Here is a 13,083-nt window from a genome sequence, read left to right on the forward strand (position 1 = left end):
GGTAATTGTTCATTCGTCTAAGCAGATAGTGGATTACCGCCCAATAAATTGGTCCTTTATCTACAACCTTGAGGACCTAACTACTTGTGTTGCAACTCGCGCCGTCCTTTTGAAATCATCACCCAACCGATGACGGTCAACAGCCCGCCTCCGATTGCCATTGGCAATACTAGGACGAACAACCAGAACAAAAACGCGGTGGCTGCATCGTTACGACCCGACGCCCCAAGGTTCGCGCCTTCCTGCATAGCTGGGCTAGAAACAAATAGCGTAGCAAGCAAACCGAGGAGGATAACAGCTCCCAGCACAAAGCAGCCCCAACCCATTTGAAGTTTGCGGGTTTCAAATCGGAACAACCAAACAGCCCCCACAACTACCACGAGTAGCTGAACAAGCACTGTAATGATGATTGCACTATCAAGGCTGTCTGAATTGGCCGTTGCAGCAGTCACGGTGTCCATCTGGGCTGGAAAAAAGGCCATTGCCAATGGTGCCAAGAGACCAAATCCAAAACGTGCCAACAAAATGCCAAATACAATACTAATAAGCCACTTGGTCCATACTGAGTTCATCAGACAACTTTCTTGCAGCCCGTTTCGATCTGATTAAATCAGACCGGTGGTCTAACCGTTTGTTTTAACGCGTATCTTGTTCGAAAATGTTTCATTCTTTTCGGGATGCGCCTTACAAGCTCGTCTCGGCAAAAAATGCCTTATATCAACGAACACTAGACGGAAGATCGGAGAAAGGTCAATTCAGTATTGTCCACAGAACAGGCAATTGACTCACCTGTGGATGTTTGCAATGCGATAAAATGATTGCTTTCGTTCTGGCAGAAGATACGGAAGTTCCAAGGTTCCATTGCAAGCCGTGATCGATGCCAGCCTTAGTATAGGTATTAGATCATGATCAAGAAAGCATCTGAAATGAACAGAACACTGCGCGCACTTGTCCTGGCATCAACCATCAATGCAGTCTTTGCAATTTCTCATGTTGCCATTGGAAGTGCTGGACCTGCCGCAGGGGCTGAAGCAGCGATTGCACAGCAGGAAATGCAGGAACAACCGGCACCCGGCACGGACACTTTCGGACGCTCCCAATTCATTCTGTCTGGCAATCCGATCGCCCCACCACGCGATTATGCAAAGGGATTGGAGGTTCCTGATACCGATGACTACAGCCCGGATGAAAGCGGAACGATCTACGATATTGCTTTTCTGGGGATCGAAAATGGGGAAATGCAGTTTGAGGTTCGCGGCTACTCGATCGCAGATTTGAACTCTCCAGCGACAGGACAGACCTCCCACTTTCCGCAAGATCAGAAGACCGTCGAAATACGCGATATCGTTATTGAAATTGAAGAAGTTACGGAAGGTAGCCTGACCTACACGATCGCATATCGGAAGTAATCGGTCGCTACGCAGTAAGCTTGGCCCACTCAGGCGCAGCGCCATCATCTTCAAGCCCGCCATTAAGCGCAAATTGATCCAGCGTCATAGCATCCAAAACGCCAACGATTGCCTCGCGGACAAGAAGCATCGAACGACGAACTTGACAGGCCTTATGATCCTCGCAATCTTCGCAAGGTTCATAGGCGGTACGGCTGGCACAGCGAATAGGCGCCAAAGGCCCATCCAGAACACGGATGGCCTGCCCCATCGTGATTTCGCTGGCTGGTTTTGCCAAACTATAACCACCGCCCGGCCCCTTCTTCGAACGCAAAATACCATCGTTGCGCAACTCCAACAGGATTGCGTCAAGAAACTTTTTCGAAATGTTGTTTTTAGTGGCGATGTCGGCAACGAATGCGCTCTCCCCTGGGGAAAGCAAAGCGAGGTGCGCCAGCGCTTTGAGGCCGTATTTCCCCTTTTTCGTAAGCATAGAACAACCTCCGCCGATTTTATAAACGGAGGCTTTGCACTAAATCGAGCGGATTAATAGTCTACCGCAACAGACCAAATGTCACATTCAGTCTGTTGCTTAATATCAGCTTAGTGAGAAAGGCACAGATCGCCTGAATGGGAAGTAGCGGATGCCTGCTTGTTCAGCTCGTAAAGTTCTGCGATTTCCGTCGCCACAAGCTCCTGAAGCTTCCATAGATTGCGATCGCGGATGCCTTTTTCTTCCAGATGCTTGACTGTGAGATACAAATATTCCGCGCAGGACCCAATATGTCCACAGGCACGCGCCAATGTTCGGGCCACCGTCTCAAGCGGTAAACCGTTCAACACCCGCTCTCCGCGTGGTCCAGCCCAGAATGTAAGCGCCCGCACTGGTCCTTCAGGTGTCTCAAGTGACACCCAGCGAATGCTCGATGCGTCACTTATCGAGCTAATCTCTCGACGGATCATGCGTTGAATCTGGCCCAACCTGTCTTCCTCGGAGAGCCGGAAGGCAATTCCATTGCAACTGCCGCCACGCTTTAGAGCAAGCATTAAACCGGGCTGGCTTTGTGTGCCGCGCCAGCGTGTCAGCCTCAGGCAGAATGACCTATGCCAGCCCTTCAGTCCGCCATAACGCCAGTCGACGGCATTGAAATCCGGTTTCCATATAAGGGAGCCATAAGCGAACACCCATAATGGATCTTTGCCACTTTCGAGATACAGTTTTTCTGAAAGTTTTTGCACATCAAGATCAGTCATCGGAACCCTATTTGGTTCCGGCCCCCGATCTACTTCTGCCCGAATGCTCAGCGAAACCAATTCCTCAGTCAGCGTCATTCTGGATGCAAAATCAGTCAATGCACTTCTTCCTATTTAAACGAACCTTGTGCCAAGCCCCGGCTATTATGAAATGAAAATGCCCTCGTCCTCAAGCCCGCAAAGACGCCTTAGCATCGTCAAGCTGACGTATTTTCGAAAACAAAATTTCACGATCAGATAAATGTCGCTCAAACAGTGCGATGAAAATCGTATTGTCTGCGATATGCGGCAACGGGGCAGACTGAGCACGACGTAGGCTCTCATTCGCCTCCTGCTTGGCAGATTCAACAGCGGCCAATAGTGACGCAATGGTCCCTCGCGCTCTTCCGCTTTCGGTATAGCTCGGCGATGAAGAATGCTGATAATCTGACTGCGCTTGCATCATAATCACACCTCCTATCCATGGCATTTACGATCTAATGGTCTAGTGTTCATTGTAGCGTTTGCTATGCAGCAGAAACGAGGCAGTTCAAGCTATTCACGTGCGGAAAGTAGGAATATCGACCTTTGTTAGACCGAGATTAATGGAAAAAAGTCCCATGAGAGAAGTGGCGGCCAAAGCCGCCATTCCATGGTTCACAGCTGAAAATCTGCCTTACTACGAGATCAGAATGACCGCTGGAAACGGACCACACCCTGCCAGGCATCCTGACCTTTCAGGATTGAGTTCTTGTCATCCCATTTGGTGTAGGAAATCTGTGGGGTGATGGTGAAACCCGGAACCAGCTGATAGGCAACGTTTGCACTCGCTGCGAATGTTTTGGCATCTTCATAAGCCAGCTGAACGTTAAAGACTGCCTTACTGGTGGCTTTAAACTTGGCACCACCCCAGACAGCCCAATCACCGCCCCATGTTCCATAGAAACTGTCGATGACACGCACACCCCGATAGGTGCTGCTGCCGCCATCATGGACGACAGCGCCACCTGCATCGTAGTGAACATAGTGATCATCATTCGACTTGTATGCGCCCAGCAGCCAGAGAGAGAACTGTTCGGTTACATTGACATCAAGACGAACCTTGCTGGCCCATTCTTCGTTGACGGCATCATAGGCAACGACACCGGCAATCGAGCCCCAGCTCTGAGCATATTTCAAACCACCGACCACATGTGGTGTGTAATCATCAATCACGCCATTCCAGTCGACATCAACATTGTTGCCCTGCTCAAGAGCAATAATGGCCGAAAAGCCGTTACCGCCCTTGAATGTGTAGCTGATCTGATTGGTGCGATAACCACCGGCGCTGATAACATCGTCATTCAAAACATCACCGAAATATCCAGTGAAAGTGTAGAATGCCGTGTCATCCAGACCAACGCGCAGACCGCCAAGCTGGATGAACGCACGGTTGAGCGTCGTTCCGGCATCCACACCATTACCGAAATTGAACCGGGCTTCAGTAAAGGTCGAAAGCGTACCAAGCTCCGTTTCGGAAGCCGTCGATGTGCGTAATGTGAAACGCGTATTATTCGTCCAGGTATCATAGGACTTACCACGCAGGCTCAGATTATAAGCACTTCCGTCCGGAGCACGGCTGATACCTGCACCACGATAATAGACGTTATCGCCTCCCCTCAGGTCGTAACGAACATAACCATGGATACGCAGGCAAGTTTCCGTTCCCGGAATGTAGAAATAACCCGCTCCGTAAGCATCACAGACACGCACATATTCTACAGCCTCCGGTTCCGGCGCTACAATTGCATCGGCTGCATTTGCGTGTGTTACCCCAAGAACAGCGAATGCCGAACCGATTACAGTGTTTTTCAGAATCATAATTATCCCCACTAACAATAAACAAAATCGTTCTATTTCAGAGGGATAATTCAATTAAGGCAATTATATCTAATTATTGTAAAATATATGACAAATAATGTTTCTTATAATAATATTCAAAATTGATATAATTACACAACTCAACAAAATTATATTCTATAGTTTCGACAAACAAAACTAATATAAATTATATAATATTGAATACTTTCTCGTTATTTTCTTTTGAATTCAATGATAATCGAACCAGCCCCTAGTCAGCTATGACTGGTTCTTGAAACAGTGACAAATAGCGCTCTCCGCTATCAGGCAGAACGGCAACGATGGTCTTTCCCGCATTCTCCGGGCGCTTTGCGATTTGAAGGGCCGCAGCAATCGCAGCCCCGGAAGACGTACCGACCAGGAAGCCCTCTTCCCGCGCAACCGATAATGCGGCACGTCGAGCCTGCTCCGTCGTCACCGCAACAATTTCATCGACAATAGTCTTGTCGTAGTTTTCAGGCAGAATGGTCTCATCGATATCGGTGACTTTGTGAACGCCTTCAATGGTTTCGGCTTTTGGATTATCGGCAGAAGGCACAGAATCTGCCGTCGGCTCCACCAGAATGATGCGAAGAGATGATTTCTTTTCTTTCAGATATTTTCCCGCCCCTGAAATGGTCCCGCCAGTGCCCACTGTGCTGACCAGAATATCCACTTCGCCATCCGTGTCGTGCCAGATTTCCGGGCCAGTCGTTTCAAAATGGATTGCAGGATTGGCAGGATTGGACCGCTGGCCTGTGTAATAAGCTCCCGGATTTTCGCTGCGAATGCGATCGAGCACCTTTTGCAACGCTCCCACTTCCAGCAATTCGTCATTATCAATCAGCACGATTTCAGACCCGAACTGACGCAGGATATTGATTTTGTCTTCACTGATCGTATCACGCAGATAAAACTTCGTTCGATAGCCCTTTGCGGCAGCAACAGCCGCAATACCAATGCCGGTATTTCCGCTCGTCAGGTCTACCAGAAGATCACCCGGCTTAATCTTGCCGGCACGCTCGGCATCCCGAATTATCCCCCACGCAGTACGGTCTTTAATGCTGCCAGCCGGATTGAGATATTCGATTTTTGCGAGAAGCCGCACAGAAACGTCATTGCTCTTCTGAAGGCGTGAGAAAGCAACCAGAGGCGTATTGCCGACAAGCTCCGAAAAGCCATTGCGTATGTTACCCATGATCCACTCCCTCTCGCCAACAGGCATCAAAATTCAACGTCTAATCTTCACCAGCTACTGAATTTTATTAAGAAAATTATTCACTTAGTTCGCCCGGCACATAGATTTGCAATCCACTGCAGGAGGCCTCTTTGCATTTATATTCGCGTAGCAACGCTGCTCGGATCATCATGAATGATGTCCTCTATTCGATAGACTGACCGGATTCGCACGAGCCTCCCCGATAGCGGCCTCAAGGATCAAAGGCTCCGGCTTTTCATACCCTGACCATCGAAACCGTATCCAGCCATTCTGATCTACGAGAAAGCTTGCCCCATCGGCAGTTGGCGTCAGAAGCTGCACAGCCACAGCCGCAGTCTGGTCGGAAACATCGCATTGTGCCGGGATGCCATTGCTATCAACAGCAAAGGCTTCAAGCTGTTCGTCCTGAAGATGAAGCAGCCAGAAATTGTCGGATTGCCGACCGACCTCATGCCGTCTAGCCCCGCAATAGACCATAATTCGCGGGCTTGCAGCCGGATAAACCGCACCATCAGGCGCAGGCAGACTGATCGTACGGGCGGACGCAATCGTTCGGATATAATCTACCAGCGACCACCCGGTTTTCGCATCCAACACCGTTTCAAAACCGGGCATGGATTGCCGACCGTCTTGCAACTCCTTGCCATGCATGATCGCCCAGAAGACTTCGCCGTCACTGCGATCAGCAAACAAGGGTGCTGTCAGATCGGGCGGCCATACCGGATCGCCGGTTGCCTGTTCACCGCGACCGCGCCCTTCATTGCCGTGACAGGACGCACAATTGCCTCCGAAAGCCGCTGCACCCCGCGAAATTGCGATAGACGTATAGGATGTGGGCGAGCGCAGAAAACTTGCTTCATTGGCATCCTGAACAAACAATCCGATGCGCAGTGGCTGGAACAATGCAAAGCCGATAACTGTCACGATAACAATAGCTTGCCATCGCCATTTAGACAGAAAAAGGCACCCAGTACCGATCAGAAATGCCAGCAGAAGTGGCTTGAAGCTCCGCCATACGGCATCGACGAGAAACGCATCTCCCAGAACATTGTCGCGCAAACGATAGGCGAAAGGCCAGATGATGTCTTCATGCACGCCGGGTGGTTGTGTCGCGAGAAGCGACGCCGCGAGAAACACTGCGATGCCGATTGTGCCCTCAAGGATGAGCGCATAACCAAGTCCCCGCCCGCTGCGGCCATCACGGCTCAACCACAAACGATTGAGTGCTGCAAGTGTCAGCATGGCGGCCAAAAGCGCGATCTTCACGATCATGATCCTGCCATAAGTGGTACCAACCAGCCCCGGCAAACCACCTGTCAAAAGCCATCCTGCAATGGAGGCACCAACAACAATAATTGTAACAAAAACAATGCCATAAAGCGAAAAACGACGCGCGGCTTGCAAGCCGTCATCCCGCGAAACACGTAAGAGAAGATAGAGCGGAAGCAGCGAACCAAACCATAGCGCGCCTGCAATCACATGCGCAGAAACTGCCAAGGGTAGCCAGATAGTATCAGCTGCTGCGGCGTGCCCCATACGAATCTGGAGACCAAGCGCTAAAACAACGTTCAAAAACAACAGGATACGGACGGCTTGAGACTTTATCGCATACGGCAGAAGCAAAGCAGCAAGCACGATTGCCAGAGCGCGCAGGCACGATGCAATGCCGAAGGCTGTGCCTAAAAGTCCGCTTGGGAGAAAGGCTAATGCATCAGAAAAACTATTCGCACCAGACAGCAGTGAGAACTGAAGCGGTACCCACAGAACCAGTCCAAAAGCGCCGACTGCCACGGAATAGCCATAAAGTTGACGCCAGATTCTCACAAAAGCCGCAAGTTTGCCGTCACTTATTTCGCTTGGAACAAGCAGAATGCGGAAAAAAGAGCGCCAGCGAGCATTGCGAGGCCAGCAAAATTGAGGCATCGCACAAGCGCAATGACAATATCAATTCCAGTCATTGCGCCCGGCAACCTTAATTAGCAATCTTGAATTTGAACGCACCTTCGGTGCGGTGCGTATCGACCGACGCAGCGCCCCACTCGACCGTATAAGTACCCGGCTTCAAAGCTGGCGGTGTGACAGAAAGCGTCTTTGTGTTGCCGTCAATATGTTCAGGCTTACTGGTCTCGATAGTTGCCCCGCTCTCATCCTTGAGGACGAGTTTGCTAAGGCCGAGTTCCAGCGCTTCGGTATATTCGATGGAAACAGTGGCAGGCGTTTTATTGAGCACAGCGTCTTCGGCGGGCTCGGATTGTGCGAGATGAGCATGCGCATAAAGTTGCGTCATCGACCCCAATAAAAGGGCCGCTGTAAGAATTGCTTTTTTGAACATTTTTCTTTCCTGATTTTACCAGTCGGCATCCAGCCCAAGATGCGCAAGCGCCTGCCTGCGCAGTTCCGCCAGTCGCGGATCGCCGCGATGGCGCGGATAGCTGAGATCCACTTTAAGTTCGGCTTCGATGCTTGCCGGACGGTTGCCAAAGATGATGACCCGCTGCGCAAGGAAAATCGCTTCCTCGACATCATGCGTGACGAGCAATGTGGTAAAACCGTTGCGTTGCCAAAGATCCAGAAGCTCTGCCTGCATTGCAAGCCGCGTCAGGGAATCGAGTTTCCCCAATGGCTCATCCAGAATGAGCAATTTCGGATCATTGACGAGCGCACGCGCCAAGGCTGCACGCTGCGCCATGCCGCCCGAAAGCTGGCGCGGATAGGCATTTGCAAAGGCCGACAATCCCACCAGCTCAATCGCTTCATCGATGCGGTGTCCCTGAGTTTTCAGCACGCCACGCGCCTGAAGCCCCAAAGCCACATTGTCCCGCACCGTGCGCCATGGATAAAGTGTGGGGTCTTGAAAAACCACCACGCGCGACGGATTAGGTCCGAGGATTTCCTCGCCATCGGCAAGAATCCGCCCTTCGCTTGGCGGTTCCAGTCCGGCAGCGAGCCGCAACAGGGTACTCTTGCCGCAACCCGATGGACCCAAAATGGCGACAAACTCACCGGGTTTCACATTAAGCTCAATGTGGTTGAGAACCGGCAATGACTTGCCTTCAAGACCAAAGCGGTGGCTCACATTTTCAACCTGAATATGGAAACCACGGCTTTTATCAGGGGAAGCAGCAGGCGTTTGTTTGAGGGCCGCATTCACCATTTCACATCCCCCTTCTGCCAAGTCAGAACGCGATCACGCACCGTAAAGAGCAGCGTAATCAGCCCGGAAAACACAATCGCCATGATAATCAGCGCGCCATAAAGATTGTTATAGGCCGCCCAGCCTTGCGCCCATTGCAGATACCAGCCGAGACCGGACTTGACGCCCATCATTTCGGCGGCGACCAGCACCGAGAAAGATGCACCCAACCCCATGAAAAGACCGACAAAAACATGCGGCAATGCTGCGGGGATTGCGACGCGCAGGATCAAGAACAACTGACTGGCGCCCAGCGTGCGTGCAACATCGTAATAGGCTTTATCGACACTCGCCACGCCCGACCATGTCAGAACCGTAAGCGGAAACCATGTCGCCAGTGCAATCAGAAAAACTGCGGCTGAAAAGCCCGATGGAAAGAAATAGAACGCCATCGGCAACAGTGCAGTCGATGGAATTGGCCCCAGAAACCGCAACACCGGATGAACCCAATAGCCGATTGCTTGTACCCAGCCGATGGAAATACCGGTCAGAAAACCAGCAATCGCACCAAGCACAAAACCTGAAGCCAGCAGTTTGAACGAGTTATACAGGCTGTCGAGCAGGCGCGGCCAATCATCGAGATAGACTTCGAGCAGAGACGAAGGTGGCTGGAAAAACGGCACAGGAAGCGCTGCAAACTTGGCCGTAAGCAATTCCCAAACACCAAAAAATACCGCAAGAGCCGTCAGCCATGGCGACCAGTAAACCAGCCTTTTGCCAAATACCGGATAGACCGCAACCAATGCTGCACCGACTGCCAGAAGGATCGTCCAACCGATGAACAAGCCATTGGTTTCACGAACATAAAGCGGTTCGGCAAAGCCAACCACCACATTGGGAAGGAAGACGGAAATCGCACTGACGATAGCCCAGGCGATCACCGCCACAAACGGCCATAGCGAGCGACGAAGCGCGGAGGGCAGAGCCTCCCGCGCGTCGTCCTTTGACGAGATATAGACTGTGTCAGGTGATGACATTGGCGACGATCTTTTCGGCAAATGCATCCGTATTGGTATTTGGTCGGATGACATTGATGATCTTGAGCTCATCCACAAACAGAGCGACGTCCTTGCGTAAGGCATCGCCCGTCGAATGATGGTCATGCGTGTGACTGCGCAGGATACGTGCAACGTCCGTTGCAGAGACATTGCCCGGAACGAAAGGTGCAAAGATTTCAGCGCTTTCATCAGGATGCGCTGCAGTCCAAGCCTGCGCTTCTACGATTGCACGCGAGAGGGCACTCGCAACTTCCGGCTCATCACGAACCAGACTTCCGCGCAGACCCAGCACACAGCAGGCGGAGTTGACATACTGCCCATCAAGATTGGTCGCGACTTCCTTGAGACCATCACGCTCGCGCTGGAGGAAGGCGTGCGGATCATCGCCAGCCACGGCCTGCACTTCGCCCTTCTTCAAGGCTTCCGCAAAGAGATCGGCCGGATATTGCAGCCACTCGATTTCGGTATCTGGGTTGATACCCTGCTTGGCCGCCTGAATAGCAAAGAAATTGCGGATCGGGCTTGCCTGATCGCTGACGGCAACCTTCTTGCCTTTCAGATCGGCGATGGAATTGATGCCTGAATCGGGTGCAGCCAGAAGGCGCATACAGCCGCCATGCGTTCCGACCGTCAGCGATACGTCAAACCCCTGCTCCAGAGGCTTAAGCCAGCGCAGCGCCATGCCGATGCCGCCATCTGCCTTGCCGGTGGCAATTGCCTGTAGCAGCTGGTCGGTAGGGCCAGAGAAATTGACAGGCTCAACAGTCAGTCCATATTTCTCAAACAGTCCCTTTTTGAGTGCCACCGAAATTGGCGACTGACACACAGCTGTCTGCCCCCAGGCCAGCTTAATCACCCTTGGAGACGATGTAGTGCCTTGCGCAAAAGCCTTGCGCACAAAACCATTGGAACCACCAACGGCTGCAGCACCAAGACCAATCGCGGATGCCCCCAGAAAAGCACGCCGAGATAGATAAGATTTATTATTTTCGGAAGTCATGCAATCACCCCTACATATAAATAAAGATGATTGAATTTACTTATCGAAGCTTGACAATGATAGAAATGGTTATTCAAATTATACTATGCAATTAAAATTTATTTCTTATTAATAATAACGAATATTTCATACTGATAATACAAATCAAATAAACCGGAGATGGCACTCCCCGGTCATTTGCTAACCATCTTCACCGCTGATCATTAAAGACCAAGAAGCCTGTAACCGCCGCCATGATAGAGAAGCGGCTCACCTCCGCCGGTCACAATCTTCAGTGCCCGTCCGATAATGATAGCGTGGGTATGGCGCTCAATAACGTCCTCAACCGCGCAATCGACAGAAGCCAACGCGTCATGCAACGCCAGCGCACCGCTTTCGAGGGCGTACCAAGCAGCGCCCTCATATCGGGCAGCGCCCTTCACGCCATCTTTCCCTGCAAAACGGTCCGCAATAGCCTGCTGACCAGCAGACAGAATGTTTACGCAGAAATGGTTGTGGCGGCTGATCACCGGCCAGACCGACGAACCACGGTTGATATTCACGATGATTGTTGGAGGATCGACAGACAGTGCCGTCGCTGACGTCACCGTTGCGCCCGTGCGCCCTTCATCAAACCCTGCTGTAACAACGCTTACCCCACCCGCAAGCTGTCGCATAGCTGCCTTGAGCTCGCCTGGAGAAACCTCGATATCTACAGGCTCTTCAACATACTGCGGAATACTCTCGCGGAGATATGTTACCGTTGATCCCATGTCTGTTTATTACTCCAGATTTATCAATCTGCCACACGGTAGCAGCGCTCGACAGATTGGCCGAGAATGCGCTTTCTATATTCGACTGATTTTGTAGAAAATTAGAACCAGCAGCGACGCAATTACGCACCACTGCTCATTGTTCTTAGCGGTTAAGCTGATAAGCCGAGATTGTCTTTCAATGTTTCTCCGGCATAATCGGTGCGGAACACGCCTTTCTCCTGAAGGATCGGTACAACCTTCTCAACAAATTCGTCGAATCCTCCGGGCGTAAGATGCGGAGCAAAAACGAACCCATCGGCTGCATCAGCCTGCACATAGGTGTTGATTTCGTCCGCTATCGTCTGCGGCGTGCCGACAAACTGCTGACGCGCTGTAACCTTAATAATCAGGTCACGGATGCTGAGCTTGTCACGTTCAGCGAGCTCGCGCCACGCACGCGCCGTATCAATACGGTCATCATAGCGATTGGCGCGCCCGAGAGCCAATTGCTCGTGTGCAACATCCGGCTCCAATTCTGGAAGCGGTCCATCCGGATCATAGTTTGAAAGATCACGGTTCCAGACCTGCTCCAGAAACGTAATGGCAGATTTCGGGCTAACCTGCTGGAGACGGATTTCCCGCAGCTTTTCTTCTGCATCTTCCTGCGTATCGCCCAAAACAAAATTGGCTCCCGGCAGGATTTTCAGCGAATCTGGACTGCGCCCATAATGAGCCAAACGCTGCTTCACATCGCGATAAAACTCCTGCCCCGCTTCCAGTGTGCCATGGCGGGAATAGATGACGTCGGCGTGGCTTGCGGCAAGCTCGCGCCCTTCCTGCGAGTCGCCAGCCTGCGCAATAACTGGCGCGCCTTGCGGTAGCGGTGCCAAATCTGAGTGACCAGCAATGTCGAAATGCTTGCCCTTGAAAGCAAAATCGCCTCCAGCCCAGATTTTTTGCGCGGCATCAATAAACTCGCGCGCACGCTCATAGCGTTCGTTGAAGGGCAGATGATCGCCTCGCCGGAAATTCGCGCCAGTAAATGCACCCGGCGACGTCACCACATTCCAGCCTGCGCGCCCGCCGGAAAGAGCGTCAAAGGTGGCAAGCTGCCGCGCAAGCGCGTAGGGTTCGTTGAATGTGGTTGTTAGCGTACCAATAAGGCCCACATTTTCGGTGATTGCAGAGAGTGCGGTGAGAATAGCCAGCGTATTGGGCCGACCGGCAACATCAAGCTCGTGAAGCTTTCCCTTTTGCTCGCGCACGCGCAAGCCTTCCGCAAGAAATATGAAATCAAACTTGCCGCGCTCGACCGTTTCAGCAAAATGCCGGAATGAAGAAAACTCGATCTGGCTACCCGCTGCCGGATCGCTCCATACGGTGAAATTGTTGACGCCCGGAAACTGCGCTCCGAGAATAACCTGCTTCAGCTTTGTCATT

General features: G+C 51.7%; 14 protein-coding genes. 1 reads left to right on the plus strand and 13 read right to left on the minus strand.

Annotation, left to right across the window (positions count from 1 at the left end):
* Positions 1–80: 80 nt before the first annotated feature.
* Positions 81–572 (minus strand): hypothetical protein, encoded by a 492-nt coding sequence (locus tag OIV19_RS04810; RefSeq protein WP_264230829.1) that lies wholly within the window; start codon positions 570–572, stop codon positions 81–83.
* Between the two features lie 333 nt (positions 573–905).
* On the opposite strand from OIV19_RS04810, the gene OIV19_RS04815 reads away from it, so the two are divergent.
* Positions 906–1,409, plus strand: a complete 504-nt coding sequence (locus OIV19_RS04815; RefSeq protein ID WP_264230830.1) for a hypothetical protein — start codon at positions 906–908, stop codon at positions 1,407–1,409.
* Between the two features lie 7 nt (positions 1,410–1,416).
* Here OIV19_RS04815 and OIV19_RS04820 read toward each other — a convergent pair whose 3' ends face one another.
* From OIV19_RS04820 to OIV19_RS04875, 12 genes are all read right to left on the minus strand, one after another.
* On the minus strand, positions 1,417–1,881 hold the full coding sequence (locus OIV19_RS04820) for an RrF2 family transcriptional regulator (protein ID WP_095444465.1): 465 nt from the start codon (positions 1,879–1,881) through the stop codon (positions 1,417–1,419).
* A gap of 110 nt (positions 1,882–1,991) precedes the next feature.
* Positions 1,992–2,720: a gamma-glutamylcyclotransferase gene (locus tag OIV19_RS04825; RefSeq protein ID WP_264230970.1), complete on the minus strand. Its 729-nt coding sequence runs from the start codon at positions 2,718–2,720 to the stop codon at positions 1,992–1,994.
* Positions 2,721–2,811: 91 nt separating this feature from the next.
* On the minus strand, positions 2,812–3,087 hold the full coding sequence (locus OIV19_RS04830; protein WP_151091515.1) for a hypothetical protein: 276 nt from the start codon (positions 3,085–3,087) through the stop codon (positions 2,812–2,814).
* Between the two features lie 221 nt (positions 3,088–3,308).
* A complete protein-coding gene (locus tag OIV19_RS04835) occupies positions 3,309–4,481 on the minus strand; it encodes a porin (RefSeq protein WP_264230831.1) in 1,173 nt (390 codons plus the stop codon).
* A gap of 250 nt (positions 4,482–4,731) precedes the next feature.
* Positions 4,732–5,697: a PLP-dependent cysteine synthase family protein gene (locus OIV19_RS04840; RefSeq protein WP_151091517.1), complete on the minus strand. Its 966-nt coding sequence runs from the start codon at positions 5,695–5,697 to the stop codon at positions 4,732–4,734.
* A gap of 168 nt (positions 5,698–5,865) precedes the next feature.
* Complete coding sequence (locus OIV19_RS04845; RefSeq protein ID WP_264230832.1) at positions 5,866–7,542, minus strand: CopD family protein; 1,677 nt, start codon at positions 7,540–7,542, stop codon at positions 5,866–5,868.
* Positions 7,543–7,690: 148 nt separating this feature from the next.
* Positions 7,691–8,050, minus strand: a complete 360-nt coding sequence (locus OIV19_RS04850) for a copper resistance CopC family protein (RefSeq protein WP_079213870.1) — start codon at positions 8,048–8,050, stop codon at positions 7,691–7,693.
* A 15-nt stretch (positions 8,051–8,065) separates the two neighbouring features.
* On the minus strand, positions 8,066–8,872 hold the full coding sequence (locus OIV19_RS04855; protein ID WP_151091520.1) for an ABC transporter ATP-binding protein: 807 nt from the start codon (positions 8,870–8,872) through the stop codon (positions 8,066–8,068).
* The gene (locus OIV19_RS04860; RefSeq protein WP_151091521.1) at positions 8,866–9,888 is read right to left on the minus strand and encodes an ABC transporter permease; all 1,023 of its coding nucleotides are present in this window, start codon (positions 9,886–9,888) and stop codon (positions 8,866–8,868) included. The genes OIV19_RS04855 and OIV19_RS04860 overlap by 7 nt, the downstream gene beginning before the upstream one ends.
* Positions 9,875–10,909, minus strand: coding sequence for an ABC transporter substrate-binding protein (locus OIV19_RS04865; protein WP_151091522.1), 1,035 nt, complete (start codon positions 10,907–10,909; stop codon positions 9,875–9,877). The genes OIV19_RS04860 and OIV19_RS04865 overlap by 14 nt, the downstream gene beginning before the upstream one ends.
* A 203-nt stretch (positions 10,910–11,112) precedes the next feature.
* Positions 11,113–11,661, minus strand: coding sequence for a flavin reductase family protein (locus tag OIV19_RS04870; protein WP_151091523.1), 549 nt, complete (start codon positions 11,659–11,661; stop codon positions 11,113–11,115).
* A 152-nt stretch (positions 11,662–11,813) separates the two neighbouring features.
* Positions 11,814–13,082, minus strand: coding sequence for an LLM class flavin-dependent oxidoreductase (locus tag OIV19_RS04875; RefSeq protein ID WP_264230833.1), 1,269 nt, complete (start codon positions 13,080–13,082; stop codon positions 11,814–11,816).
* Between the last annotated feature and the right edge of the window lies 1 nt (position 13,083).

It is taken from the genome of Brucella sp. HL-2 (genome assembly GCF_025846885.2).
GTDB lineage: Bacteria > Pseudomonadota > Alphaproteobacteria > Rhizobiales > Rhizobiaceae > Brucella > Brucella quorumnocens.

Excerpts from the sequence above, each read along its gene's own strand:
- OIV19_RS04865 (WP_151091522.1), bottom strand. The coding sequence starts at position 10,909 with ATGACTTCCGAAAATAATAAATCTTATCTATCTCGGCGTGCTTTTCTG.
- OIV19_RS04810 (WP_264230829.1), bottom strand. The coding sequence starts at position 572 with ATGAACTCAGTATGGACCAAGTGGCTTATTAGTATTGTATTTGGCATT.
- OIV19_RS04815 (WP_264230830.1), top strand. The coding sequence starts at position 906 with ATGATCAAGAAAGCATCTGAAATGAACAGAACACTGCGCGCACTTGTC.
- OIV19_RS04840 (WP_151091517.1), bottom strand. The coding sequence starts at position 5,697 with ATGGGTAACATACGCAATGGCTTTTCGGAGCTTGTCGGCAATACGCCT.
- OIV19_RS04875 (WP_264230833.1), bottom strand. The coding sequence starts at position 13,082 with ATGACAAAGCTGAAGCAGGTTATTCTCGGAGCGCAGTTTCCGGGCGTC.
- OIV19_RS04850 (WP_079213870.1), bottom strand. The coding sequence starts at position 8,050 with ATGTTCAAAAAAGCAATTCTTACAGCGGCCCTTTTATTGGGGTCGATG.
- OIV19_RS04835 (WP_264230831.1), bottom strand. The coding sequence starts at position 4,481 with ATGATTCTGAAAAACACTGTAATCGGTTCGGCATTCGCTGTTCTTGGG.
- OIV19_RS04830 (WP_151091515.1), bottom strand. The coding sequence starts at position 3,087 with ATGATGCAAGCGCAGTCAGATTATCAGCATTCTTCATCGCCGAGCTAT.
- OIV19_RS04860 (WP_151091521.1), bottom strand. The coding sequence starts at position 9,888 with ATGTCATCACCTGACACAGTCTATATCTCGTCAAAGGACGACGCGCGG.
- OIV19_RS04820 (WP_095444465.1), bottom strand. The coding sequence starts at position 1,881 with ATGCTTACGAAAAAGGGGAAATACGGCCTCAAAGCGCTGGCGCACCTC.
- OIV19_RS04870 (WP_151091523.1), bottom strand. The coding sequence starts at position 11,661 with ATGGGATCAACGGTAACATATCTCCGCGAGAGTATTCCGCAGTATGTT.
- OIV19_RS04825 (WP_264230970.1), bottom strand. The coding sequence starts at position 2,720 with ATGACGCTGACTGAGGAATTGGTTTCGCTGAGCATTCGGGCAGAAGTA.
- OIV19_RS04855 (WP_151091520.1), bottom strand. The coding sequence starts at position 8,872 with ATGGTGAATGCGGCCCTCAAACAAACGCCTGCTGCTTCCCCTGATAAA.